General features: G+C 46.7%; 16 protein-coding genes. 9 read left to right on the forward strand and 7 right to left on the reverse strand.

Going from position 1 to position 26,632, the window contains the following annotated elements:
• Positions 1-26 precede the first annotated feature (26 nt).
• The 6 genes from ligD to FEN17_RS19935 all read right to left on the reverse strand — a co-directional run bounded on the left by ligD (position 27) and on the right by FEN17_RS19935 (position 6,798).
• Positions 27-926 (reverse strand): non-homologous end-joining DNA ligase, encoded by a 900-nt coding sequence (gene ligD / locus FEN17_RS19910; protein ID WP_138367151.1) that lies wholly within the window; start codon positions 924-926, stop codon positions 27-29.
• On the reverse strand, positions 923-1,696 hold the full coding sequence (gene ku, locus FEN17_RS19915) for a non-homologous end joining protein Ku (RefSeq protein WP_138367152.1): 774 nt from the start codon (positions 1,694-1,696) through the stop codon (positions 923-925). Before ku ends, ligD begins: the two co-directional genes overlap by 4 nt.
• A gap of 57 nt (positions 1,697-1,753) precedes the next feature.
• Positions 1,754-2,506 carry a LytR/AlgR family response regulator transcription factor gene (locus FEN17_RS19920; protein WP_138367153.1) on the reverse strand — a complete coding sequence of 251 codons (753 nt, stop codon included), beginning with the start codon at positions 2,504-2,506 and terminating at the stop codon, positions 1,754-1,756.
• Between the two features lie 205 nt (positions 2,507-2,711).
• Positions 2,712-3,782 carry a sensor histidine kinase gene (locus FEN17_RS19925; protein WP_229208910.1) on the reverse strand — a complete coding sequence of 357 codons (1,071 nt, stop codon included), beginning with the start codon at positions 3,780-3,782 and terminating at the stop codon, positions 2,712-2,714.
• Positions 3,783-3,825: 43 nt separating this feature from the next.
• Positions 3,826-4,479 (reverse strand): hypothetical protein, encoded by a 654-nt coding sequence (locus FEN17_RS19930; RefSeq protein WP_138367154.1) that lies wholly within the window; start codon positions 4,477-4,479, stop codon positions 3,826-3,828.
• A 66-nt stretch (positions 4,480-4,545) separates the two neighbouring features.
• Positions 4,546-6,798: a TonB-dependent receptor gene (locus tag FEN17_RS19935; protein WP_229208911.1), complete on the reverse strand. Its 2,253-nt coding sequence runs from the start codon at positions 6,796-6,798 to the stop codon at positions 4,546-4,548.
• Positions 6,799-7,070: 272 nt separating this feature from the next.
• On the opposite strand from FEN17_RS19935, the gene FEN17_RS19940 reads away from it, so the two are divergent.
• The 5 genes from FEN17_RS19940 (at position 7,071) to FEN17_RS19965 (ending at position 14,546) form a co-directional block, all read left to right on the forward strand.
• A complete protein-coding gene (locus FEN17_RS19940) occupies positions 7,071-7,283 on the forward strand; it encodes a hypothetical protein (protein WP_138367155.1) in 213 nt (70 codons plus the stop codon).
• 392 nt (positions 7,284-7,675) lie between these two features.
• Positions 7,676-8,905: a multidrug effflux MFS transporter gene (locus FEN17_RS19950; protein WP_138367881.1), complete on the forward strand. Its 1,230-nt coding sequence runs from the start codon at positions 7,676-7,678 to the stop codon at positions 8,903-8,905.
• A gap of 13 nt (positions 8,906-8,918) precedes the next feature.
• Positions 8,919-10,862 (forward strand): AAA domain-containing protein, encoded by a 1,944-nt coding sequence (locus tag FEN17_RS19955; protein WP_138367157.1) that lies wholly within the window; start codon positions 8,919-8,921, stop codon positions 10,860-10,862.
• A gap of 107 nt (positions 10,863-10,969) precedes the next feature.
• The gene (locus FEN17_RS19960) at positions 10,970-13,762 is read left to right on the forward strand and encodes a DUF5686 and carboxypeptidase regulatory-like domain-containing protein (protein ID WP_138367158.1); all 2,793 of its coding nucleotides are present in this window, start codon (positions 10,970-10,972) and stop codon (positions 13,760-13,762) included.
• Positions 13,763-13,904: 142 nt separating this feature from the next.
• Positions 13,905-14,546, forward strand: coding sequence for an NAD(P)-dependent oxidoreductase (locus FEN17_RS19965; protein ID WP_138367159.1), 642 nt, complete (start codon positions 13,905-13,907; stop codon positions 14,544-14,546).
• Positions 14,547-14,621: 75 nt separating this feature from the next.
• On the opposite strand, the gene FEN17_RS19970 is transcribed toward FEN17_RS19965, so the two are convergent.
• On the reverse strand, positions 14,622-17,600 hold the full coding sequence (locus FEN17_RS19970) for an FAD-binding and (Fe-S)-binding domain-containing protein (protein ID WP_138367160.1): 2,979 nt from the start codon (positions 17,598-17,600) through the stop codon (positions 14,622-14,624).
• A gap of 420 nt (positions 17,601-18,020) precedes the next feature.
• On the opposite strand from FEN17_RS19970, the gene FEN17_RS19975 reads away from it, so the two are divergent.
• The 4 genes from FEN17_RS19975 to FEN17_RS19990 all read left to right on the forward strand — a co-directional run bounded on the left by FEN17_RS19975 (position 18,021) and on the right by FEN17_RS19990 (position 26,630).
• The gene (locus tag FEN17_RS19975) at positions 18,021-21,113 is read left to right on the forward strand and encodes a SusC/RagA family TonB-linked outer membrane protein (protein WP_229208912.1); all 3,093 of its coding nucleotides are present in this window, start codon (positions 18,021-18,023) and stop codon (positions 21,111-21,113) included.
• A gap of 20 nt (positions 21,114-21,133) precedes the next feature.
• Positions 21,134-22,624: a RagB/SusD family nutrient uptake outer membrane protein gene (locus FEN17_RS19980; RefSeq protein ID WP_138367161.1), complete on the forward strand. Its 1,491-nt coding sequence runs from the start codon at positions 21,134-21,136 to the stop codon at positions 22,622-22,624.
• A gap of 70 nt (positions 22,625-22,694) precedes the next feature.
• Positions 22,695-23,288 (forward strand): hypothetical protein, encoded by a 594-nt coding sequence (locus tag FEN17_RS19985; protein WP_138367162.1) that lies wholly within the window; start codon positions 22,695-22,697, stop codon positions 23,286-23,288.
• Positions 23,289-26,630, forward strand: a complete 3,342-nt coding sequence (locus FEN17_RS19990) for a VCBS repeat-containing protein (protein WP_138367163.1) — start codon at positions 23,289-23,291, stop codon at positions 26,628-26,630.
• Positions 26,631-26,632 lie beyond the last annotated feature (2 nt).

Raw genomic sequence — 26,632 nt, forward strand, 5'->3', positions numbered from 1 at the left:
GAGTCCGCAAAAAACCAGTCGGCCGGTCAGGATTCGTGTAAGGCTTCCAGTTTTTGCAGCGCCTTGTGCATATCCACACCTTTTCCTAAAACGCCTTTAAACAAATCACCTTTCTCTTCCACGCGTTTCAGCACATTTTTGATGGTGAATTCTTTGGGCGAAAGTCCATGTTTCACTTCGCTCCATTCCAAAGGCGTCGATACCGTCGCACCCGGTTTTGGGCGGGCACTGTATGCAGAGGCCAATGTTTGGGCGGTGCGGTTTTGAAGGAAATCAACATAGATATGGTTCTTTTTCCGCTTCGAAAGCGACCGCTCCAATGTGGTCAGATTCGGGAGGTAATCTGTCACCATCGTCGCCAGTATCTCCGCAAAATCTTTTGCTTCGTCGAATGTGTATTTTTTATTAAAAGGAATATAAACATGCAAACCCCGCGAGCCGGAAGTTTTGCAAAAACCCTCAATACCAATCTGATCCAGGATTTGTTTGATCGTCAGCGCTACATCTACTACATCGTCGAAAGTGTTTTTCTCCGACGGGTCAATGTCCATCACAATGTAATCCGGGTAGTCCAGCTTGCTGATGGTTGAATTCCACGGATTCATTTCAATCGAGCCCAAGTTGGCCACATAAAGCAGTGTTTCGAGATCATTGCAGATAATGTAGTTCACAATTTTCCCGGTCGACTCGGCCAGAATCTCATGCGTTTTCACCCAATCCGGTACGTGTTCGCCAGCATCTTTCTGGAAAAATCCGGCGTCTTTAATTCCGTTGGGCTGCCGGCGAAGCGAGAGTGGCCGATTTTTCAGATAAGGCAAAATGTAGGGTGCCATGTTGCTGTAATATTCCAGCAACTCGCCCTTCGTGATATGTTCGTCGGGCCAGTAAATCTTATCCAGATGCGTGAGTTCAGCTTTCTTTTTCATGATGCTTTACGTTTTGGTGCGGCCAGACTTTCTTTGAGCTGCGCCATGAGATCTTTACTTTTCGAGTGAACAATCTTCATTTTCGACGTGGCCGGTTTCTTGCCTTTTGCCTTCGCCATGATCAGTTTCAGCAGATTTTCATTGTAAGTATCCTTGTATCGCGAAATGTCAAAATCCGTGGTCAGCTGTTCGATGAGCTGGATCGCCATGTTCATTTCCGCGGGTTTGATCTTGATATCCGGAATTTCAAGATCCTCGGTATCCCGTATTTCGTCCTGAAACCGGATTTTATTGAGGATCAGAATGTCGTCGGAAGGTTTGATAAGGACAAGGCTTTCGCGGTTTCGCAGCACGTACGATCCCAGACCTGCCTTACCTGTCTTTTTGAGGGCGTCGCGGAGCAGAGCGTAAGGTTTTGCGCCGGATTTTTCAGGTTGTAAATAGTAGGGAGTTTCGTAGTAAATGCTGTCAATGTCTTTTTCATTGACAAATTCGGCGATTTCGATGAGCTTGGTTTTCTCGGGACTGGCTTTTTCAAAATCCTTGTCGTCGAGCACCACATATTCGTCATCGACTTTGTAGCCTTTCACAATGTTGTCCCAATCCACCTCGCGGCCGGTATTGGCATTGACGCGCTGGTATTTAATGTGGGAGTGGTCTTTTTTATCCAGCATATCCAGGTCAAGCTCGCTGCCTTGCGTGGCGCTAAACAATTTCACGGGAATATTAACGAGGCCAAACCCAATCGCCCCGGACCATATCGCTCTCATAATCTGCTTATAGTGATTTGTGAGAGGTTGTTAAAAATCCGTGCCTTACATTAAAAACTATTGCCCCAACCAATCCTTAAAACTCCCCATCCTCTCCCGGCTAATCAGGATATCATTATCATTACAATGTTCCAAATGAATCTTCAACCGGCTATTCGAGTAAGTAAAAACATCTTTAATTGCCCCGATTGAGCTGATGTACTTTCGGTTTAACCTGAAAAACAGCTCCGGCGAAACCATATCATCCACCTCGTCCAATGTGTAATCTATGATATACTTTTTGCCCTGCTTCGTTTGCAGCAAAGTCACCTTGTCCTCACTAAAAAAGAAAGCAACATCCGCAATGTCTACCGTCTGGATCCGCTCGCCAATTTTCACCAGAAAGCGGTTTTTAAATGTTTTGGCAGCAGGTTGCAGCAGGTTTTTTATTTGTTCCAAAGAAATTGCAGGCTCTTTCCTGCCAGCCTGAAACTTGTCCAAGGCTTGTCCCAATTCTTCCGGATCGATCGGTTTCAACAGATAATCAATGCTATTCAGCTTAAATGCCTTGATCGCATATTGATCGTAAGCCGTGCAAAAAATGATCGGCGCAGTCACTTTTACCTTCTCAAAAACCTCAAAGCTGATCCCGTCGGCAAGCTGGATATCCAGAAAAATCAGGTCGGGCTGGGGATTTTTATTAAACCAATCCACCGAGCCGGAAACCGTATCGAGGTTTAACAGGATTTGCGCACCAGGCAATTTTTCTAAAATCAGCTGCGCAAGCCGCCGCGCCGCCGGCTTTTCGTCTTCAATAATTAGGATTTTCATCAAGAAAAAGATTTCTGCAAGACTATTTTATTCAGTTACCGTCAGTTTAAACTGACGGCAAAGGGAGGCAGCTTCGGCAAGAAAGAAACTCGGCCCACTAAACTATTTAATTCAATTACCGTCAGTTTAAACTGACGGCAAAGCGAGGCAGCTTCGGCAAGAAAGAAACTACGCCCACTACACTATTTTTTCAATTACCGTCAGTTTAAACTGACGGCGAAAGCAAAGGCAACTTCACCACAAACGCCCCGCCCTCATTCAAAACCGACATCCGCCTCTCACACAATAACTCATACCGCTTTCTGATATTCGACAACCCAATCCCCGTCGATTCTTCCGAAATGCTGCTCTTGGGCTGAAAATTATTCTTTACAACCAATTCATTGTTAATCAATTCAATGTCGATCTTCAAAGGACTCGAAGAGGAGGCAACATTATGCTTCACCGCATTTTCCAGAAGTAGCTGCAGGGAGAGGGGCGGAATGCTGCCGGAAACATTTTTGTCAACATGGATATGATATTGCAAACTATCCTCAAACCGTATTTTTTGCAGCGAAAGATAGTTTTCCGCAAATTCCAACTCCTTTTCCAGCGGTACTAATTCCTCCTGCTGCACATCGAGCACATACCGGTAAATTTTCGACAACTTATTAATAAACCGGGCAGCATGATCCGCATTCTCGTAAACCAGGTTACTCAGCACATTCAGCGAGTTGAACAAAAAATGGGGGTTCAGCTGGTCTTTTAAAGATTTAAATTGCTGCGCAACCCGCTCTGTTTTAAGCTGCTCTGCTTCGATCGCCGCATTCCGCCACTCCATCAGAAACGATCGGCTGATAAAAATAAAACTGATCACAAATGAAATCCGCATCGGGAATTTAGTCCAGTTGACGAGGTCTTTCCACGGAATGTTGTTGAGCGTAAATGCCTGCCGCAGCAGGTACATATCCAGGAAAATGATGATAATGCTGACAACAAACACATACAGAAAGTAGCCCAGACATTCCAGCACCAGCCTTTTAATGGGAAATTCGATCCAGGAAATCGTCCTGTCGAAATAATCTTCGAACAAAAAACCACCATAACTCAGCACGCACGACATCACGAAAGAAACCAGCATTTCGCCCCAGATCGTCTGCATTCCCTGCACGCTCAGGAAACATTCCCAGCAATGCATCAGCGTGAGGATCAGCGCGATCACCAGGTTGACACCCAGAAAAGCAGGCGAGAAATTCCAGAATTTTTTGGAGCCTTTGGTCGATCTTTTACCCAGCATATCGGAGGTACAGTTTACGGATTAAGTGACGATGCGGAAAAACTTACTTGCAATTTTTGACCATTCCATCCGCCAACTTTTTTCCCCAGGTTGGCAAGATAGCGGCTTTTAATGCGGCTTCGTCCTGTCCGGCGAAGATGGTCGCGCTCTGCTGCGCAAAACCGCAGGCTTTCTCCGTTCCCGACCCGAAGAATTTCGCCATTCCATATTCCATTTGTGCCATCATGACCAACGCACGCGGGTTTTTGTTGTCGATTCCCAATGCCCTGCCGAATGTTTGCATCGCCAAACCCGATAAACTTTGCCCGCGTCCTGCCGGGTCGGCGCTGAGTTTTGCCATCGTCACAAAACCCTGCAAAGTCACGATTTCCACATTGTTGGGCGAGATAGCATCCGCTTTTTTCGCCAGTTCTTCGGCCCGCGCCAGCGCCTCATCCTTTTTATCAATTGTCAAAGTTTTGTTCAAACCTTGAAAAGTGTAAGCCAGCGACTGGTAGTAAAGCGGCTGCCACTCCGTCGGATTCAGCTCGGTAATGCGGGCAAAAGCATTCGCCGACTGCTGCAGCTGCGGTAGGGAATCGGTCTCGATCAGTTTCGCTATTTCCTTTTTCATCGCTTTTTGGTAGGGCGTATCCTGGGCGATGGCGGTGAATGTTGTCAAGAGCATGAACGTCAGGATGATTTGTAGCTTTTTCATGATTTTTCTGGTTGAAATTTTGAGTGAAAAGATTGACTGTTAACAGGTTAAATATTTCGGTAAGTTTTAAAGATTGTTCAGTTGATTCGCGTCTTTGTTTTTCGATAATGTGATGAAGAGGCCTATGAAGGCGAATCTTTTGGCTTGCTGACCGGTGGGCAGGCTGGCGTAAAAGCCGGTTTCGTCGGGTTGCGTTGCGTAGCGGTAGCCAAAAACATTGCTGCGGCCGAGCACATTGGAGCAGGCGGCGTGAATGATAATGTTGGGGCGGGGCAGGTAACTCCAACTGATACTAAGGTCGCTGTACATTTTGGTTTTGGACTGCATTTCGCCTTGCAGGTTTGGATTATTGTAGGTGTAGCCGCTGTTCCACGACCAGGAGGAGCCGAGTTGCGATTTCAGTTTTCCAATAAAATGTTTGATCACCACCGAACCGTTGTGCCTGGGCGCGAAGGAAGGCTGAACTTTGGTTTCATAGTTTGCAAACCTGCGTTTGCTGTCCACAAAGCTGTATGTGATCCAGAAATCGGTGCCTTTGATGGTGGTTTTGTCGCGGTAGAAAAAGTCGAATCCTCTTGCGTACCCGGCGCCGTTTTGGGTAATGTTGGCAGGCGCGGTAGGCAAGCCCTGGTAGGTGACCAGATTGTCGTAAGTTTTGTAAAATGATTCGGCGCGGAATGTGCGGTTGTTGTTGACAATAAAATAATTAAGAATGTAATGTGTTGCCTCCCCGTTTTTCAGGTTGGTTTGTAAAACCCTTAGTTTCTCTTCGGGAAGCTGTTTGAATTTCCCTGCTGCAAAAGAAAATTGTCCCTGGTTTTCCAGTTTGTAAGCGACTGAAAATCTTGGCGTAACCCACATTTGCTTTGACAGAGAGCTATACCCCGTCCGCAGTCCGCCGACCATGATCAGCCGGTTGCTGAAATAATAGGTAGCCTCGACAAAATGATTAAGCTGATGATCGGTGTATTTTCTTTTTAAATTTTGGCTGATCAATGCTTCCGAGTAGGATTTGATATACCACTCCAAACCATTTTTCAGAGAAAACTGTGGCGTAAAATCTTTGACTGCTGCGATTTTGGAATGTGCGATCTGGTTGATCTGCCGGATCGGTTCCCGGTTAATGTTATACTTGTCGCGGTTGTGCGAAAATGCCGCCCCGCCATAGAAAAACCAGCCTTTATTCGCTGAATGTCTGAACGATACGTTGCCGTAAGAGTAGCGGTTATGTAATTCGATCCGGTCGCCGCGACCGTCATTTCCCGGCAAATCGTTGCCCGGTGATTTCTGCCAGATCGCCATACCATTTCCTTCCGTGTGGAAATAGGCTTTGATAAATCCCGATTTTCCTTTCGCCGCATTTCCCCACTTTTGTCTCAACGAAATTTCCGAATCCCAGCTCGACGGACTTTTCTCCCAATCGAAATTTTGTTTAACCAAAGACTGATAAGGCGCGAGATTATAATAGTTGCCCGAGGCCGTCAACGCATTGTTTTTTCCAACCAAAGTTTGGGTATACCCGCCGCCGAGCGACATAATGCTGATATCCCCCTGATTCCGCAGCGGCAAATCCAATGTGTTCAAAGCCAGCGCGGAAGACAATGCCTGCCCATACTCCGCCGAGTAGCCGCCGGTGCTGAAAAACGATCCCTTAAACAAATTAGGACTGAACCTCGTCCGGGTCGGAACATTGGAAGCCGTACTCCCGAATGCATTGCCAACCTGCAGGCCATCGATAAAAATGGAAGTTTCGGACGCATCGCCGCCGCGGACGAAAAGCCGCCCGTCATTCCCGACTGTGGATGTACCGGGCAATGTGAGCAATGCCGCCGTAATGTCGCCCATCGCGCCGGAAGTGGTCACAATATCGAGCGGTTTCAGCACCACCGATTTCTTTTCATCGCTCGCCTCCATCGCCCCAGCCGTGATCGTGACCGCTGTGAGCAGATTGATGCTTTCGGGCAATGTGACCTTCAAAGTGACTGGATTTCCGGAGCAGATAATGTTGATTTCCTGCGTCTTGAATCCCAGCGCCTGAATGCTGATGACCTGGCTGCCGGTTTCATCCGTCTCAAAAGCAAAATTTCCCTGCGTGTCCGAAGAGGTACCGTCGTAAGTTCCCTTTAATGTGATATTTGCGCCGGGCAGCACACCGCCTTTCTGATCCGTAACAATTCCCGAAATTTTCGTCTGCGCCAAAGTGGGCGCAGCAGCAAAAAGTAAGAGGATCAGCAGGTAATTTTTCATCGGAGCGCCTTGTTTTTTATCAAAGTTGCGCAGCGCAAAATGTGCCGGCAAGCGAACCTGACCGAAGTTCATTTTCAGACGACCGAAATGCAGGATTGAGAAGACGAAGTGTGGCGTAAACCGCGGTGATTTTAAGAAATCTCAGGGCAGTTGTAAATTTTTTATGAAATTTTGCAAAGAGCTTGTATTCAAATATTTAGTTCTGTATTTTCAATCGAAACTTAAACCTGGGAGCTATTTGAGAATTCTATACGTCTAAAAGTTCTGTTTGTCTGGCACATTTATTTATCAAGTGTTGGAAAAAGCAATTTCATCGTAAGAATAAACCTCAACCAAATATCATTATGGTAGCTTCATTAGGTAACAACGCAATCAATACTTTAAAGCCAGGCGCAGTCCTAACCGTAACAGGCGCCAAAACTGAAACTGATGCCCAAAAGGAAGTGGCAGCTTTTCTACAATCAAGTAACCGCGACGATCTGGGATATTTCCTAATCTCCAAAGATTACTTTTTGTTGTATTTGAAGTCGGGAAGTTCATTAAGTGGAATTGCTTAAAGCATAACTTTTTTGATCAAAGACAATGGTAAAATCAGGTACCTTCAAATTACTTGGGCAGAAGCTCATCAACATAATCATTCACAGAGACGACGTAGTCAAAATAGCACCGATTAAAAAGGGCCGTGGATGTATTATTTATCTCAAAAACAAAGTTCCTTACGCGGTTAGTGAAACCGAAAGAGAGGTATATAGCAAGTTGGATTGGGTAGCGTAGATTTAGCATAACCCCCACATAAAGACATATCTGTTACCGTGGAAAATGGAAGAAGGCGTCGGGCAACACCGGCGCCTTGTTTGTTTTAGGGCAGATCAATAAATCATGAATATTAAGGTGTTCACGAACCCACCGGAATTTCTCCGCGTTATCCGGTTTCTACACCACAATCATGATGTCCAAAAAAACGTATTTTTTCCTCATCCTTATTTTAGGAAGTCTTACCGCGCTCGGCCCTTTTTCTATTGATATGTACCTGCCGGGCTTCCCGGCCATCGCCAAAGACCTCCATACCACCGCCGCAAAAGTTTCCTTATCATTATCCGGATTTTTTATCGGCATATCATTCGGCCAGCTTTTATACGGCCCGCTGCTGGACCGGTTCGGCCGGAAAAAGCCGCTTTTTATTGGTCTCTGTGTATACATTCTCGCGGCGATTGGCTGTGCGCTGGCGAATAGTATCGAAAGTCTGATTGTGCTGCGGGTGATCCAGGCTATCGGAAGCTGTGCTGCTACGGTAGCGTCAGTGGCGATGGTGCGCGATCTCTTTCCGGTGAGCGAGAACGCCAAAGTCTTTTCACTTTTATTACTGGTAGTCGGCGTTTCCCCGATGATCGCGCCGACCGTTGGCGGATATGTGACCGCTGCATTTGGCTGGCATACCGTGTTTTGGATCCTGGCGGCGATGGGCATTGCGATCCTGGTTGCAACCATTTTCTGGCTTCCCGACAGCTACAAGCCCGACAAAACGTTATCATTAAAGCCTAAGCCGATCATTCAGAATTTTCTTACAGTTATTCAAAATCCGCAATTCTACACGTATTCCATCACCGGCGCCGTCGCATTCTCAGGCTTGTTTGCCTACGTATCGGGCTCGCCGCTCGTTTTTATGGAAGTTTTTCACACCGACGAAAAAGTTTACGGCTGGATTTTCGCTTTTCTGTCGGTCGGGTTTATTGGTTCAAGTCAGCTGAATACCTTGTTTTTGAGAAAATTCACGAGTGAGCAGGTGGTCAACATAGCATTGATCGCGCAGGTTTTTATCTCCATCACGTTTCTTGCGGCTGCATTAAACGGATTGTTGACTTTGCCGGTAACCATCGTTTTTCTCTTCTTTTTCCTTTGCTGCGTAGGCTACACTTACCCAAATGCCGCCGCACTTTCACTCGCGCCTTTTTCTAAAAATGCCGGAAGCGCTTCTGCCTTAATGGGCGCTTTTCAAATGGGCGCAGGGACATTGATCTCCGTCGCGATCAGTTTATTTGAAGTACCTTCGGTGGTTCCGATGGTTGGTTCAATGGTCATTTCATCTTCCCTGGCGCTGACGATTTTGCTCGTCGGCAGACGTTTTATTACAGAAAAAGTGGAAGTACAGGAAGGCGCGGACGCCGGATTAGCGCATTGATTTTCAATTTTTTATGAATGAATATTTTAAAAAACTGCTTGACTTACTGAAAGTTGAGCGGGAAGAAGACCGGCAATCCTATATCCGGATCACCGAAATGTCTTCGGTTTCCGAGCGACGCGCCAATGGTCTGGCCTGGTATCCGATCGCGATCCGGGGAAATGAAATGACGCGCGGCGAATATCTGAATGTGGAAGTTGAGCGCACCACACACCAGGACATTCCGCACCAGCTGCGGTTTGGCGTACCGGCAGTTTTGTTTAGCAATCACGAGCCTAAAAAAGACCGCGTCGAAGGCGTAATCTCCCACCAAAGCGGTAATCGCCTGAAAATCACATTACGCACCGATGAACTTCCCGAATGGTCGCGCGACGGTAAGCTGGGAATCGATCTGCTTTTTGACGACAACAGTTACGACGAAATGCAGAACGCGCTCAAAGCCGCGGCAGCATTGAGTGAAAATGTTAAAGAAGGACATTTAGTCAAAGTTTTAACCGGCGAAAAATCCCCGACTTTTCAGGACAATTTTTCAAAAATTGAATTACCAAAACTGAATGCTTCCCAAAACGAAGCATTAAATAAAATCCTGACAGCCAACGAACTGTCGATTGTACACGGGCCTCCGGGAACGGGGAAAACCACCACGCTGGTTCAGGCGATCAAAACTTTGGCTAAAAAGGAGCAGAAAATATTGGTAGTGGCACCTAGCAATACGGCGGTGGATCTGCTGAGTGAAAAGCTGAGCGAGGAAGGTTTGAATGTGGTCCGGGTTGGGAACCCGGTGCGGGTTTCGGAGCGGCTGATGTCGCTGACATTGGATAGCAAAATGTCGTCACACCCAAGCATTAGGGAGGTAAAAACGTTGAAGAAACAGGCGAGCGAATACAAGAACCTGGCACATAAGTACAAGCGGAATTTCGGAAAATTGGAGCGCGATCAGCGGAAAGCGCTTTTTGACGAAGCGCACCGGATTATGAAGGATGTGGGGCAGATCGAGCAGTATGCGATTGACGATGTGCTGGGCAAATCGCAGGTAATTACCGCAACATTGGTTGGTGCAAACCATCACACTGTCAGGAGTTTGAAATATAATACGGTCGTGATCGATGAAGCGGGGCAGGCTTTGGAACCGGCTTGCTGGATACCGATTTTGAAAGCCGAAAAGGTGGTACTAGCCGGTGATCATTTCCAGCTTGCGCCGACCATTAAATCCAGTGAAGCTGCGAAAAATGGTTTGAGCAAAACATTACTGGAAAAATGCGCCGAGCTTTACCCGGAAGCGGTCGTGCTGCTGGAAGAACAATATCGTATGAATGAGGCGATTATGGGGTTTTCTTCCAAAAAATTTTATCAAAACAAATTGAAAGCCCACGCCTCAGTAGCCACGCGCACTTTATTTCCAGGAGACCAGCCGCTGAACTTCATCGACACAGCCGGCTGCGGTTTCGACGAAAAACTGGAAGGCACCAGCTCCACCAACCCCGACGAAGCCGCATTTTTATACAAACATTTAACCCAGCTAGTCACCTCCATCGAAGAAGCCAACAAAACAACCCCGAACCCAGGAACCACCCCGATCAACTCCGGCCCAAACTTCCCAACAATTGCGATCATCTCCCCCTACAAACAACAAATCAACATTCTGAAAGACCAGTTGCAGCACGTCCCGATCCTGCAACCGTATTTGAGCAACATTTCTGTCAATACGATCGATAGTTTTCAGGGCCAGGAGCGCGACGTGGTGTATATCAGCATGACGCGGAGCAACGCGGAGGGTGAAATCGGGTTTTTATCTGACATTCGCCGGATGAATGTGGCGATGACGCGTGCACGGAAAAAGCTGGTGGTGATAGGGGATAGCGCCACGCTTTCGCAGCTGCAATTTTATACGGATTTCATTGGCTATGCCGAAAATCTGAATGCTTACCAAAGCGCCTGGGAGTTTGTCGACAGCTAGTTTCTCCGCCTGAATTTTGTTTTTCGCGCAACGGATTTATATTTATTAGCATCTTGGTGACAAGTTGTAAATAAACCGGCACTCACCGCGGACCCAAAATAAGGCTTATGCGCATTCTTTACGCTCTCACATTTCTACTGTCTCTACTTTTTTCCGCCGGGTCTTCTTTTGCCCAAACCGGCGTAAAAGGCACAATCAAAACCACGAAAGGCGAGCCGCTGCCCTTTGCGGCGATCATTGTCAAAGGCACGGAGATCAGCACCATTTCCAATGAAGAAGGGAAGTATCAGCTTGATTTAAAGCCTGGTTATCACGAAGTTATCTTTCAATACCTGGGTTTTAAAACCGGTATGAAGGCATTCACCATTGAAAATAAAATGGAAACCTTTGACCTTACAATGGAAGAGCAGGCGCTGAATTTGGGTGAGGTGCGCATCGGCAGCAAAGAGGAGGATCCGGCGTACACGATTATGCGCCGCGCGATTGCCAAAAGCCGCTATCATTTGCTGCAAGTGGATGGTTATACCGCCAAAGTTTACTCAAAATCCTCCATCGTGGTGACTGATCTGCCGATGGAATTTTTGTATAAAAAACAATTGAAGGAGGTCGAGCAGGAGACGAATTTCAAAAAAGGCGTCCCGATTTTGAATGAAAGCGTGACGGAAGTGACTTTCCGCCAGCCAAATTCTTACAAACAAAAAGTAATTGCTTCCCGAAACAGTCAGGATAAGAATTTCGCGGATCCCAATGCTTATTTGTTGGCGAGCTTCTACCAGCCTGAGGTTGTGAAAGCTGTTTCGCCGCTTTCGCCGCGCGCATTTGCTTACTATAAGTTTGAGTATCAGGGTGCTTTTCGTGAAAACGGGATTGAGGTAAATAAGATCAAGGTCACGCCGCGGTCTTATGGCGAAGGCGTTTATCGGGGTACGATTCACATTATCGAAGGCGAGTGGAGCATTTACAGTCTTGATCTGGAAACGGTAAATACGGGTTTCAACATTGCGATCAAACAGGTTTATAGTCCGGTGCAAGGCGTGTGGATGCCTGTAAATCAACAGTTTCACGTCGCCGGCGGGATTTATGGATTTAAAGGAAAAGGCGATTTCGTGATCTCTCAATCATTTACCAATGTGAAGATCAACCCGACATTCCGGCCCGACATTGTGGTGGTTGACGGTAAAAAGGAGAAGGAGGAAGCGAAGAAAGTGAAGCTTTCGAACCGCGAGATCAAGACGCAAAAAATGGAAGACGTAGTGAGCAAGCAGAAAGAATTTTCGGCCAAAAACCTGCGCAAATTGATGAAGGAATATGAAAAGCAGGACCTGAAAGCGAAGGAGGAAAAAGGGGAGGATATCGACATGAACCTCACCAGAAGCGACTCGACCGTGGTGGATTCGATGGCGAGCCGGCGAACGATGGCATTCTGGGATTCGATCCGCACCGTGCCGCTCACGACCGCCGAAGTGAAAAGTTATACGCGACTCGACAGCATTATTGTGGTGCAGGAAAACAAGAAGCCGGAAAATAATGAAGGTAAATCAAAAGCAAGCTCGGATACGACGAAAAGCGGAAAAAAAGGTGGTAGCGGCAGCTTTTTCGGCTTTTTGGGTGATGTAGTAACCGGGCATAGTTTCGGTTTTGGCAAGAAAAGCCCCTGGCGGCTGGATTATGTGAGTCCGATCTTCGGTGCGCAGGTGAATACCGTGGAAGGTTTTGCATTGAATGGAGGAGGTTTGAAACTGCGTTATGGCGGCCGAAAAAAGACAGCGGAGGAAGTTGAGATTGGTACAAATGGCGTGAAGAGGATACCGCCTCCGGGGAAAAGGCAGGAATTATCTTTCAATGCATTGACCCGCTACTCTTTCGCGCGGCAGAAATTGCTGGCGACTGGCGGCGTGGATTATACCTCCGGGCGCAACACATTCAACCTGATCGGCGGGAGCACGGTTTCACAGTTTAATGGTGAAAACCCGATGCACCCACTGCTGAATACATTTACGACTTTGTTTCTGGAAAGGAATTTTGTAAAAATTTATCAAAAGGATTTTGTGCGGCTGGATTTTAAAACTGACCGTGAAAATGAACATTTTGATTTCAAAGCCAATGTTGAATATGCTGACCGTAGTCCGCTCCGGAATGTGCGTGACATGAATCCATACAACTGGATCGACTGGAAAAAGCGCGCGTTTACTTCCAATGTTCCTTTCAATATGGAGACCGCCGATGAAACGGGTACGATATCTACCGAAATGCAGCCGCATCAGGCCTTAACTGTTGGATTAACAGCTTCTTACAAACCCTGGCAGAAGTACAAAACCAAGGGCGGTAAGACAACTTACTACTACGACGATTCGCCGAAAATTTCCTTTAATTACCGAAAAGGTATTAACAAAGCATTCGGCAGCGACGTAGATTTCGACTTCGTACAGCTAGATTTTCAGCACGGATTTGACACCGGCGTAAGAAGCAAACTGCGCTACAAAGTAGCCGCCGGCAAGTTTTTAAATAATGCGCAGGTACAATTTCCCGACTTCCAGCATTTTGCCGCAAACCGCTTTTTCTTCCAGTTTGGAGATCCGGTAAGTGTGTTTCGCGCGCTGGATTACTATCAGTACAGCACTTCTAAGGAATTCTTTGAGGCGCACATTCTCAGTGAGTTTCGCAAATTTTTACTTACGCAGATCACCTGGTTCCGCATCATGGGCATCAAGGAAAACTTCATGTTGCATTACCTCGCCACGCCGAAATCAAACAATTATACCGAGCTAGGGTACGGCCTCGATGTGGGCATTCGCTTTCCGTTCCGGGTGGAAGTCGTGAGTAATTTTGAGAAGTTCAAGTACAAGTCGACGGTTTTCCGGATTGGGACTACGATGAATATTAATTTGGGAAGGAATTGAGGTTTTTGCCTGAATCAATTATCTTCACAACATTCAAATCTCTCATTAAAATATAAGATCAAAGACGGGACCTTGGTTCCGTTGCACCGGGCTTGAAGTTCGGTGAGCAGGTTTTTTTATATCTATATTTTAATGTTGAGAAATGAAAGAAAATAGAAAGATCGCCGTGCTAGGCGGTGGTGGCCGGACTGGTCAATATGTTGTCAAACAGCTTGTTGAAAAGGGTTTTCAAATTAAGTTACTGCTTCGAAACCCGGAATCATTTACTATTTCTAGTCCACTTATTGAGATGATCAAAGGCGATGCGCTCGATTCAAGTATCGTCGGCGAGCTTTTGCAGAATTGCGATGCCGTGATCAGTACTTTGGGTCAGCGCAAGGATGAGCCGCTGGTAGCCAGTGCAGCAACACGTCACATTTTAAATGTCATTGAAAGGGAGAAAAATTCACAGATCCGGTACATTCTCCTGGCCGGGCTAAATGTGGATACGCCAACTGACCGGAAAAGTGCTGAGACACAGAAAGGCACGGACTGGATGAGGGCAACTTTTCCTGACATTCATGAAGACCGTCAAAAAGCATATTCGATATTGGCAACAAGTCAGGCCCCCTGGACGCTCGTGCGCGTGCCTTTCATCGAATTTACCGATGAGCGGAATGAAGTGAAAGTGGATCTGTTTGACTGTCCGGGAAGTCGGATCAGCGCGGGGGATATTGCGCAGTTTATGATCGGGCAGTTGGAGGATCGCCGCTACCTGCAGAAAGCGCCGTTTATCAGCAACTAGGCTAAGTGTAAAAAGCGGCCTGCCAGTTTTGAAACTGGTAAGTCGCTTTTTTTAGACGTTAAAAAATCAAATCTCTCAAACCAGCGCATCCCACAAAATCTCCGCCGGGTGCAGCGCCTGCCGCCCAGTACCATCATGTATCTGATGCCGGCAGCTGGTTCCTGGCGCGGCAATGATCACTTCCTCAGGTTGTTGGCGCACGGCGGGGAAAAGTACCAGCTCGCCGATTTGCATTGAAATGTCATAATGTTCTTTTTCGTACCCAAATGATCCGGCCATCCCGCAGCAGCCTGATGGAATCAATTGTACCGTGTAATTTTCAGGCAGCGACAGCATTTTTTTGGTGGGTATCATACTGGAAATGGCTTTTTGCTGGCAATGTCCGTGCAGCTTGATCAGCCGTTTTTCAGTAGTAAACTGATTTTTCGAAATATTTTTCAGTTCAATTTCACGGGCGATGAACTCGTCAAACTGCAAGGCATTTTGCGCCAGTTTCGTTGCCTCTGCTACTAATTCTTCATCAACTAAATCAGGATATTCGTCGCGGAATGTCAGTATCGCGGACGGTTCGATACCGACAAGTGGCGTATCGTGAGAGATAATGTTTTTTAGCAGTTGAATGTTTTCCTCCGCAATTTTCTTCGCGTCTTTCAAAAGTCCTTTCGAAAGCTGCGGACGTCCTGACGGCGCATGTTTTGGAATGATCACCTCATAACCCAGCTTTTCCAGCGCCAGGATCGACTTTTTGCCAATTTCAACATCATTATAATTGGTAAACTCATCACAAAAAAGGTAAACCTTCCGCTCCGATTTCACGGCTTCTTTTTTGCGGCCGTCATACCATTTTTTCAATGTGGTGCTGTGCAAAAGCGGCATCGTGCGCTCGGGATGAAAGCCAACCACCGAATTCGCCAATTTACGCAACGGGGCATTTTTATAGATCAGATTATACGCCCAGGGAACATAGCTCGCAAGGCCTGTCATTTTGGAAAAATTTCCCACCAGCCACGACCGCATCGGCACGCCATGCACGTCATGATACTGTTGCAAAAATTCCATTTTCAATTTCGCCACATCCACATTCGACGGACATTCGCCTTTGCAGCCTTTGCAAGCCAGGCAGAGGTCGTACACTTCCTTAATCTCCTGGTTGTCAAAACGGTTTTCTTTCGGCGAGCGTGTCAGCATTTCGCGCAGAATGTTGGCGCGCGCGCGGGTGGTATCCTTTTCATTGCGCGTGGCCATGAAGCTGGGACACATGGTACCGCCGCTCATCTGGGTTTTTCGGCAATCGCCGGATCCGTTACATTGCTCGGCGTGCTGCAGAATGTCCTGATCGTGGAAGCGGAAATAGGTTTTGAATTCCGGCGTTTTTTGGTCGGCTTCGTAGCGCAGAAATGTATCCATCGGCGCCGTATCCACGATTTTGCCCGGGTTGAAAATGTTGTTCGGGTCCCAGGTTTTCTTGATTTCCTTGAAAAGCTGGTAGTTATGTTCGCCCACCATTTTAGGGATAAACTCGCCACGCAGACGCCCGTCGCCGTGCTCGCCGGAAAGTGAGCCGTCGTATTTCTTCACCAGGGCCGCAATTTCCTCCGCAATCATCCGGAATTGCCGATGTCCCTCCGCCGTTTTTAAATTAATGATCGGCCGCAAGTGCAGCTCGCCGGAGCCTGCGTGCGCGTAATGCACCGCCGACATGCCGTTTTTCTTCAAAATCTCATTAAAATCCCGGATATATTCCGGCTGGTCGTACACGTCGATCGCCGTGTCCTCGATCACCGCCACCGCCTTTTCATCGCCCGGAATGTTGGATAACAAGCCCAACCCAGCTTTGCGGAGCGTCCATATTTTTTTGGTATCATCGCCAAAAAGCAGGGGATAGTGGAAGCCGATGCCCGCTTCCTTAAGCTCCTTTTCCAGATCTGCCGCCAGCGCTTCAACCTCCTCTTTGGTCTCCCGCGAAAGATCCACGACCAGGATCGCCGGGAAAGATCCGTCAGGTTTATTTTTTACAAAAAATGCGTTTTTCTTCTGTTCCGGGTTGGTAGCGGCACATTCCAACACATAATTATCAATCAGCTCGACAGCCTGCGGACCGTACTTCAATGTTAAGATCGTCGCCCGCAAAGATTCGTCGATGGTATCGCAATGCACGCAAACCAGTCCCTGCGTTTTGGGCGGCAGCGGTACAAGGTTCAGTTTTATTTCTGTCAAAAAGCAAAGCGTACCCTCCGAGCCGGCGATAAGGCTGCACATATTAAAAGGTTTCGCGGCAGTATTCTCTGCACCGACGTACGGCGAAGTGTTCAACAGCATGTCCAGCGCGTAGCCGGTGTTGCGTCTTTCAACAGAAGGTTTTGGGAAATTTTTCCTGATTTCCTCCTGATTATCAGGTGCTGCAAGAATTTCATTTGTCCTGAGATAGATCTTGTCCAGCAATGTTGCGCTGCCATTTTTTTGAGCCGCACTTTGCAGTATATTTTCAAATCCGCTGTTTTCAACACTTTTAAATTCAGCATCCGAGCCATCCGCAAGGATCGCTTTTACCTCCAATGTATGTTCCCTGGTACTCCCATAGACGATGGAATTTGATCCGCAGGAATTATTCCCGACCATCCCGCCGATCATCGCACGGTTCGCCGTAGAAGTTTCTGGCCCGAAATACAGTCCGTATGGTTTCAGCGCCATATTCAGCTCATCGCGCACCACGCCCGGCTGCACCCGTACCCACCGTTCTGACTTGTTAATTTCAAGTATTTTGGTAAAATTTTTAGAAACGTCTACTACTATACCGTTACCCACCACTTGCCCGGCCAGCGAAGTCCCGGCAGTCCTGGGAATCAGCGAAATACGGTTTTGAGTGGCGTAAGAAATGAGTGTTTTAAGGTCCTTTTTGGATTTGGGAATTGCTACGGCCAAAGGCATTTCGCGGTAAGCCGACGCATCGGTTGCGTACAGCGTCCGCATGGTATTGTCGTAATACAAGTCACCTTCCAGACTCCTGGCAAGCGCGCTCAGGTCGGTATCCAATGCAGGGAACGGCGTGGTCATAAATATAATTTACTGGGGAAAATCAGATTTCAAAGTTAAGGACTACATGAAAGGATTGCCAATAAAATGTTGACATAACATTTGTGCTGATTTCCTGCCTCAGAATTTGAAATCCCTTAATTCACAGCGAAATGAACCCTGCATTGTACTTCTCAAATACGAAATTTGAACTCTTCAATGATGCAAATTTTTATATGAAATTAAAATGATTTTAATGTATCAATTTTAGTCACCGATTATTGCATTATAGTTATGTTTTATATTATTTTGCACCAGCCATATTGTAAAATTTACACTTTATCAGCGTTAAGTTCTCAGAAACCCCATTTTGAATCATTCAGGGCAGTTTTGTAAGATCGGCGAGGGTAATGTTAAGATGATATAAGAAAGGCGAAAAATGACGTAACATATATCTAACCTATGATGAATTTATCCAATCTAGTACTTCGTCAACATGCTTTTCCCGATGTGGCGTCGCGTCCTTCCGGGAAAGGTGCTGTGAACCGGCGCAGCGGCGCCCGGCGGTCGGGCGTTTGGCGCACCGGCGTTTTCGCGATCTTATTGACGCTCTTCAATGTTGCGCTGGTAGTGGCCCAGGAGGCTAATGTGGCTGGGAAAGTGACAGATTCCAAAGCGGGAGGAATCCCCGGCGTAACTGTAACTGTGAAAGGCAGCACGAAGGGTACCAACACGGACGTGGACGGAAATTATCAGATCAGCGTTCCTGCAAATGCAACCCTTACTTTCAGTGCGATCGGTTACATTACCAAGGATATGCCGGTAGGTAACAAATCCGTTGTCGACGTGACGCTTTCGGAAGATGTGAAAGCATTGGAAGAAGTGGTCGTGGTGGGTTATGGTACCGTGAAGAAAAAGGATGCAACCGGAGCAGTTTCTGCACTGGGTTCCAAAGACTTCCAGAAAGGTATCGTGACTTCTCCGGAGCAATTGATGCAAGGCCGCGTAGCCGGCGTTCAGATCACCCAGCAAAGTGGTGAGCCGGGCGGTGGTATCAACGTCCGTATCCGTGGTACCTCATCCGTTTTGGGTGGTAATAACCCGCTTTTCGTAATCGACGGTGTACCTCTGAGTGGTGATAATACTTCATCAGGTGGTGATAACCAAGGAGTTGGTCGTCAGCCAGCGAAAAACCCGCTGAACTTCCTGAACCCGGATGATATTCAAAGCATGGACATTTTGAAAGATGCTTCTGCTACTGCGATCTACGGTTCAAGGGGTGCGAATGGTGTGGTTTTGATTACAACCAAAAGAGGCAGAGGAAAAGGAACATTGGATTATGGCTACTCTTATGGTATTAGCAACATTACCAAAAAATATGATTTGCTGAATGCAGCAGAATACAAAGCAGCGGGTGGTCAGGACCAGGGCGCTGACACAGACTGGCAGGATGTTCTTTTCAGAACTGCCAAAACACAGCAGCACAACCTTTCTTACGGCGGCGGCGACGCTTCGGGTAACTACCGTTTCTCATTGGGTTATCTGAACCAGGACGGTATTGTACAAACTTCCAATGTAAAACGTTACAGTGTTGGTTTCTCTGGCCAGAAAAAATTCATCGGCGACAGGCTGACCATCGGAAGTAACCTGAACTTTGCCAATACACAGGATACAGGTGTTCCGATTTCTGAAAACATTGGTTTTGAAGGTGATTTGATGGGTAGTATCCTGAAAGCAAACCCGACAAGAGCAGTATTCTCTGCTCCGGGCGTTTACAACCAGGTGACGAACTCCGAGCCAAACCCTGCTGCATTCGTGAATTTGTCAAGAGATAAAAACAACACGCTGCGTGCCCTGGGTAACATTAATGCTGAAATGGAAATCATCAAAGGCTTGAAATTCAAAACGGTACTTGGTTTTGATAAATCCATGGCTTCCAGAAAACAAGCTTATTCAAGAGATTTGTATGTTACTGGTATCCGTGACCTTGGCCGCGTTTATATCCGTGACGTAGAAACCAACAACCAGCTTTGGGAAAACTATTTTACCTATGACAAAGAGATCGGTAATGTTTCTCTGAATGCATTGTTGGGATATTCTTATCAAAGCTTTGAATACGGAACTAAAAATGTTACAGCAACCCGTTTCCGCACCAGCGATCTGGATTTGATGGTAAACAACCTGGGTATCGCCGGAACAGTTACGCCAAAAGATGAAACTGCGGTAGCGACAGTAGGTTCTGTGATCCAGAATTCAAGCTATACCAAGGATGAATTGCAATCTTACTTCGGTCGTGTAAACCTGGGTTTTGGCAGCAAATATTTGTTCACCGGTACATTGCGTGTGGATGGTTCTTCCAAATTCGGGGGTAACAATAAATACGGTTATTTCCCATCAGGAGCATTTAAATGGAAACTGGTTGAAGAAGATTTTATTCCTAAAACCGTGTTTACAGATCTTTCGCTTCGTGTAGGTTATGGTGTAACCGGTAACCAGGCAATTCCTCACAACGTGTATGACAGAAGAGACCGTTATGGTGACTATTCGATCAATGATACAGGTACCAACATTTCAGGCGGTGGTTCAAGTGCGGTTGCATTTAACAACCCTAACCTGAAATGGGAATCGACAGCAGCCCTGAACTTAGGTTTGGACTTCTCTATTCTGAAAGGCCGTTTGGGTGGCAGCATTGATGTCTACAACAAGAGCACAAAAGATCTTCTGTTCAAAGTTGTAGCGGCTCAGCCTGCACCAAACCCATTTATTTATCGTAACCTGGATACCGACATTCAAAACCGTGGTATCGAGCTGGCTTTGAATGCTGCTGTGGTAGATGGCAAAAAATTCTCATGGGAAGTTTTGTTCAACGCTTCTTACAACAAAAACCTGGTTAAAAACCTGATTGGTACTTACGATACAGGTGAGATCAACGGACAAGGTTTGTCTGGTGCGTTTGCACAGCGTCTTGCAGAAGGTCAGCCTTTATTTGCTTACTTCCTCCGCGAGTTCGGTGGTTTTGACGAAAACGGAAACTCCCTTTATCCAAACGGTGACTTCCAGCAATTCCTGGGTGGAAAAAGCCCGCTGCCAAAAGTAAATGCAGGTTTGACCAACAACTTTAAATACGGAAACTTTGACCTGAGCTTCTTCTTTAATGGTGTATTTGGAAATTATCTGTATTCCAATACGGCAAATGCATTCTTTACACAAGGATCGTTTTCAAACGGACGTAACGTAACGAAAAATGTAATTGGAAACGGAGAGGGCAAACTGAACGCTCCCGACGTATCGACCCGCTTCCTTGAAAAAGGAAATTTTGTGAGGCTGCAAAACTTCACCCTTGGATATCGCGTTCCTTTGAAAAGCTCAAAAGTACTTAGCAATGCGAGGGTGTTTCTTACCGGCCAAAATTTGTTGACTTTTACGAAATATAGTGGACAGGATCCCGAGGTAAGCACAAACAAATCTTTGAATGATATTCCTTCATTCGGTATCGATTATACGGCTTACCCAAGAGCAAGAACGTGGACTGTTGGTGTTAATGTCTCATTCTAATTATTTCAAATTCGTTGAAAATGAAAACTGGTAACATTTATAAAGTATTGGTAGCCGGGATGAGCATGGCAGTGATGTCTGCCTGTACCGATCTGGTTACGGATGAAAAAGACTCCGTCGTCAACAAAACGGCGGATGGAAAATTTGCCCCGGTAAACGTGCCGGAAGCGCTGGCATCTGCCTATAAGGATTTATCGACTTACTCCGACCAGGCTGGTATTTACGCCCTGGGCGAGCACGTGACTGCTGAGATGATCCCGCCAACCCGCGGTGTGGACTGGGGTGATAATGGTGTTTGGCGTACATTGGACGCACACACCTGGGATGCTTCCCACTCCTACATCCTGAGCGCATGGAATGCTTTGAACCAGAGAGCATACCGCTCAACGGAAATCATCGCTTCCAACCCAAGTGCCCAGCAAAAAGCGGAAGCACAGTTCCTGAGAGCATACAACATGTTCTGGGTTATGGATTACTGGGGCGTGGTGCCTTTCAGGGAAGTAACACAAGGTCCGGACGATCTTCCAAAAGTGTTAACCCGCTCGGAAGCATTTGATTATATCGTGAAAGATCTGGAAGAAGCACTTCCTGCCTTGCCAAAAACAGGCCCTTCCGTAACGAACGGAGCTGCGAGCAAAGCTGCTGCTAACTTCCTGCTTGCGAAATTGTATCTGAACAAAGCGGTTTACAAAAGCACTGCACCAGAAGGTCCTTATACTTTCGACAAAGCGGATATGGACAAAGTGGTAGCTTACGTAGATGCAATCACTGCCGACGGATACTCACTTGAAAAGGATTATTTCTCAGCATTCTCTTCTGCTGCCAAAACTGAGCCGATCTTCGTAGTAATGGAAGGAACAGCACAAAACCGCTGGTTCATGACATTGCACTATGATCAAAATCCTTCCGGCTGGAACGGTTTCGCAACATTGGCTGATTTTTACGACACTTTCGAAGCGAAAGATATGCGTATCGGTAAACCTGCTAAAAAAGATGGCAGCGCGTATTCTGGTGTAGGTCTGGGCTTCCTGATTGGTCAGCAGTATACAGATAAAGGCGCGCAGATTGTAGATACCCGTACTCAAAGACCATTGCAGTTCACCCGCGATGTACCTTTGGCTGGTGCTGCTACGGATAAAGGTATCCGTGTTATCAAGTATCACCCTGCGAACTCTGGTAAATATCTTTTGATGCGCTATGCAGAGGCTTATCTGATGAAAACCGAAGCATTGCTGAGAAGCGGAAACGCGGCCGCCGCCGTGACACACGTAAATGCTTTGCGCACGGTACGTGGTGCAAGCGCACTGGCCTCTTTGAACGAAGAAAGCCTTTTTGCTGAACTGGGCCGCGAGCTGTACTGGGAAGGTGGAAAAAGAACTTCTGAAATCCGTTTCGGCAAGTTCACTACTGGCGCCGGTACTGCTGTAAAAGAAGCATATACCGTACTTTATCCGATTCCATCTGCGGCTTTGGTTTCCAATCCAAACCTCGTGCAGAACCCCGGATATTGATATTGAATTTTTTAATTTTGGTGACGAAAATGCTCGATGCTTTCGAGCATTTTCGTTTTTTATTGATCTGATGAAGCGTTTTACAGTTATCTTGATTTTACTTGCGATGTTTGACTGTCTTTGTCAGGCATGCACCAGTAAGGAATCGACAGACGAGCAAACCGAAACAATTTTAAAGTCGCTCAAAGACAATCAGGCGCGTATCCTGGTAAAGATTGACGGCAAAGAATTTTATCTCGCACAAAGCGTTTTTAGCGGACAAACATTGTTTACGCCGGACGTGCTGAATGTGACATTGACCGACCAGTTTGAAGGCAAAACCATTTTGAACATTGCGAAAGAAAAATGGTACGCGACTGGTCATGTGGGTGACGATATCAGTACCGATGGGCGGACAGCTTCGAACCTGAAAATGGGCAAGATTATCGACCGGGAGAAAATGATCGGGGAAGGTTACATGATGACGGAGGGGAAGATTGAGGCTGTGCGGTTTGCCAAAAACAGTATGATTTTTAAGCTGACCGGGAAAGTAGGGAAGTACAGTGACTTTCAGCAGCCGGATAAATATGTGCCTTTCGAGGGAACGATCATTTATAAAAAACCAGCTGTAAGCCTGGTGAATATTACTGAAAATGAAGTGTTCAGTGCTTCGACAACAAACTAAATGACAAACAGAAAGACCCGCCCTTTTTTTACAGGCGTACTTTATACCTTTTTTTTGCTCCTTATTTCCTGCGGTAAAACCGATAAGCCCGAGGGGCTGTTTGAAGAACTAACCGCTTCCGAAACCGGGATTGATTTTGTCAATAAAATCAAAGACCGGGAAGATATCAACATTTTCAATTACCGGAATTTCTATAATGGCGGCGGCGTGGCCATCGGCGATGTGAATAATGACGGGCTGCCCGACATTTACTTCACCGCCAACATGGGCGAAAACAAGCTCTACATCAACAAAGGCAACTGGAAATTTGAAGACGTCACCGCCAAAGCCGGTGTAGGCGAGCCGGACAAATGGAGTACCGGCGTAGTGATGGTGGATATCAACGGAGACAATCTGCTCGATCTTTATGTCTGCAATGCAGGTTATCAAAAATTCGTCAACAAGCAAGGTAACTCGCTCTATATCAATAATGGTGACCTGACATTTACCGAGTCGGCCAAGAAATATGGGCTGGACGAAACAGGTTACACGACACACGCGGCATTCCTGGATTACGACCTCGACGGTGACCTGGATTGCTACATTCTCAACAATAGTTTTATTCCGGTAAATACGCTCAACTATGCCAATGACAGGAAGTTACGTGCCAAAGACTGGCCGGTAAAAGATTTCCTGAAAGGTGGCGGCGCCAAGCTGCTGCGAAATGATAGCGGGAAGTTTATCGATGTGAGTGAAGAGGCGGGCATTTACGGAAGTCTGATCGGCTTTGGCCTCGGCATTACGGTCGGGGACATCAATGGTGACCAGTATCCGGATATTTACATCTGCAATGACTTTTACGAAAAGGATTATTTATACATCAATCAAAAAGACGGCACGTTTTCCGAAGAGCTGGAAAAACGCCTGAAACATACGAGTCTGGCCTCGATGGGCGCCGATATGGCTGACATTAATAATGATGGCTATCCAGAATTGTTCGTGACCGACATGCTGCCCCGCGACGAATATCGCTACAAAACCACGACTTCCTTTGAGAATCACTACCTGTTTAATCTCAAAAAGGAAAAGGGTTTTTACAATCAATACATGCAGAATAGCCTGCAACTGAATAATCAGGACGGGACTTTCAGTGAAATCGCCAATTATTCGGGTGTTGCGGCCAGTGATTGGAGCTGGGGTGCGCTGATGTTTGATGCGGATAATGATTCCAAAACGGATGTATATGTCAGCAACGGAATTTATCACGACATTCTGGATCAGGACTTTATCGATTTTTTTGCCAATGAAGTAACCCAGAAAATGGTGATGTCGGGCGAGAAACAGAACATGCAGAATATTATCGACCGGATGCCTTCGACGCCGATACTTAACAACTTTTTCCATAACGAGGGAAATCTGCAATTCAAGGAGCGGGGGGAAGAGTTTGGTTTTAGCACCAAATCGTTTTCAAATGGCGCGGCTTATGCGGATTTGGACAATGATGGCGACCTGGACCTGGTGGTCAACAATGTGAACCAGCCTTGTTTTGTTTATCGCAACAAATCGGAAGCTAAAAATCCGAAGAACCACTACGTTAAATTCAAGCTGGCCGGCGAGGGGATGAATAAATATGCGATCGGCTCAAAAATTCAGGTTTTCGCTGGCAATGAGATTTTTAGCAAACAGATTAATCCTGCCCGTGGATTTCAGTCAAGCACGGAGTATCCGATCACGATCGGGCTTGGACAGATCAGCAACATTGATTCGATTAAGATTTCCTGGCCCAACCGCAAAATGTCGGTGATGGGCAGTGTGAAGGCAGATACTACACTGAATTTCAACATTCAGAAAGCAGACAGGCCAGCCGTAACATTGGAACAAAATCACAAAGCGCTGCTGACCACCGCTAACATTACCGGGTTTGAGCCTCACAAAGAAAACAGGTACGAGGATTTTTACAATGAAAGGAACATTCCCATCATGCTCTCGCAGGAAGGCCCGAAAGCGGCCATCGGCGACGTGGATGGCGATGGCAAAGAGGATGTTTTTATCTGCGGCGCGAAAGGCCAGGGCAGCCAGCTTTATCTGCAAAAAGGAAATGGTTTTGCAAAATCGGTTCAGAAGATCTTCTCGGATCTTGCCAGCTTTGAAGATACCGCAGCTGAATTTTTCGATGCAGATGGCGACGGTGACCTGGATCTGGTGGTGGGAAGTGGTGGAAATGAAACCATGAAATCGACGCCGGAACTTCCGACGAGGCTGTATATCAATGATGGAAAAGGCAATTTCACCATCAATACCCGCGCCTTCCCGCCAAACGGAATGAATACGGCGGTGATTGCGGTAAATGATTTTGATCAGGATGGAGATATGGATCTCTTTGTCGGCAGCCGCAGCGTGCCGCGGGAATATGGGTTAAATCCGAAGAGTTACCTTTACCAGAATGATGGAAAAGGCGTTTTTAAAGAGGTGGGCAAAACATTGGCACCGGATTTAGCGAGCCTCGGAATGGTGCGTGATGCCAGCTGGACCGACATTGATGGTGATAAAACCAAGGAACTGATCATTGTCGGAGATTGGATGGCGCCTGTCATTTACAAATACCAGGGTGGGAAATTCGTCAAAAAAGCTTCCGGCCTCGAAGCATTTGCAGGTTTTTGGGGAGCGCTGAAAACGGCCGATCTGGATGGTGACGGTGATCAGGATTTGGTGTTAGGAAATCTGGGAGAGAATTTTTCCTTGAAAGCCGACGCAAATTCTCCCCTCAAAATCTGGGTGACGGATTTTAATAAAAATGGTACAATCGAAAAGGTCATGTCCAAAACGGTGAATGCCAAGGACATGCCGATTTTGCTGAAACGTGAGCTGACCACCCAGTTTCCCTTCCTGAAAAAGAAGAGCATTAAACATTCCGAATATGCGGACAAGTCGGTGCAGGATTTGTTTCCCGACGAGTTGCTGAAATCTGCGGTTCAGAAGTCGATTAATTATCTCAAATCGGCCGTCGCGGTGAATGATGGGAAAGGGAATTTCAAGCTGATGCCGCTGCCTGAAATGGTGCAGATATCCTGTCTGAATGCCATTGAAAGCCAGGATGTTAATCAAGACGGCAAGCTCGATTTGATCGTGGGTGGCAACTTCACGCATTTTATTCCGCAGCTGGGAAGTCTGGATGCGTGTCGTGGCAATGTGCTGATTAACAAAGGCAACATGAAATTTGATGTGTTGCTTAGTAACCAGAGCGGATTTGCGCTGGATGGTGAAGTGAAGCAAATCAGCCCTATTACGATCCAAGGCGCACCTTATCTGATCAACCTGGTCAACAATGCTTCGCCTGTTTTGTTCAGGATCAACGAGTTATAATC

The organism is Dyadobacter luticola (assembly GCF_005860805.1).
Classification (GTDB): domain Bacteria; phylum Bacteroidota; class Bacteroidia; order Cytophagales; family Spirosomataceae; genus Dyadobacter; species Dyadobacter luticola.

Excerpts from the sequence above, each read along its gene's own strand:
- FEN17_RS19930 (WP_138367154.1), bottom strand. The coding sequence starts at position 4,479 with ATGAAAAAGCTACAAATCATCCTGACGTTCATGCTCTTGACAACATTC.
- FEN17_RS19935 (WP_229208911.1), bottom strand. The coding sequence starts at position 6,798 with ATGAACTTCGGTCAGGTTCGCTTGCCGGCACATTTTGCGCTGCGCAAC.
- FEN17_RS19955 (WP_138367157.1), top strand. The coding sequence starts at position 8,919 with ATGAATGAATATTTTAAAAAACTGCTTGACTTACTGAAAGTTGAGCGG.
- FEN17_RS19960 (WP_138367158.1), top strand. The coding sequence starts at position 10,970 with ATGCGCATTCTTTACGCTCTCACATTTCTACTGTCTCTACTTTTTTCC.
- FEN17_RS19965 (WP_138367159.1), top strand. The coding sequence starts at position 13,905 with ATGAAAGAAAATAGAAAGATCGCCGTGCTAGGCGGTGGTGGCCGGACT.
- FEN17_RS19950 (WP_138367881.1), top strand. The coding sequence starts at position 7,676 with ATGTCCAAAAAAACGTATTTTTTCCTCATCCTTATTTTAGGAAGTCTT.
- FEN17_RS19975 (WP_229208912.1), top strand. The coding sequence starts at position 18,021 with ATGATGAATTTATCCAATCTAGTACTTCGTCAACATGCTTTTCCCGAT.
- FEN17_RS19920 (WP_138367153.1), bottom strand. The coding sequence starts at position 2,506 with ATGAAAATCCTAATTATTGAAGACGAAAAGCCGGCGGCGCGGCGGCTT.
- ligD (WP_138367151.1), bottom strand. The coding sequence starts at position 926 with ATGAAAAAGAAAGCTGAACTCACGCATCTGGATAAGATTTACTGGCCC.
- FEN17_RS19970 (WP_138367160.1), bottom strand. The coding sequence starts at position 17,600 with ATGACCACGCCGTTCCCTGCATTGGATACCGACCTGAGCGCGCTTGCC.
- ku (WP_138367152.1), bottom strand. The coding sequence starts at position 1,696 with ATGAGAGCGATATGGTCCGGGGCGATTGGGTTTGGCCTCGTTAATATT.
- FEN17_RS19940 (WP_138367155.1), top strand. The coding sequence starts at position 7,071 with ATGGTAGCTTCATTAGGTAACAACGCAATCAATACTTTAAAGCCAGGC.
- FEN17_RS19925 (WP_229208910.1), bottom strand. The coding sequence starts at position 3,782 with ATGCTGGGTAAAAGATCGACCAAAGGCTCCAAAAAATTCTGGAATTTC.
- FEN17_RS19980 (WP_138367161.1), top strand. The coding sequence starts at position 21,134 with ATGAAAACTGGTAACATTTATAAAGTATTGGTAGCCGGGATGAGCATG.
- FEN17_RS19990 (WP_138367163.1), top strand. The coding sequence starts at position 23,289 with ATGACAAACAGAAAGACCCGCCCTTTTTTTACAGGCGTACTTTATACC.
- FEN17_RS19985 (WP_138367162.1), top strand. The coding sequence starts at position 22,695 with ATGAAGCGTTTTACAGTTATCTTGATTTTACTTGCGATGTTTGACTGT.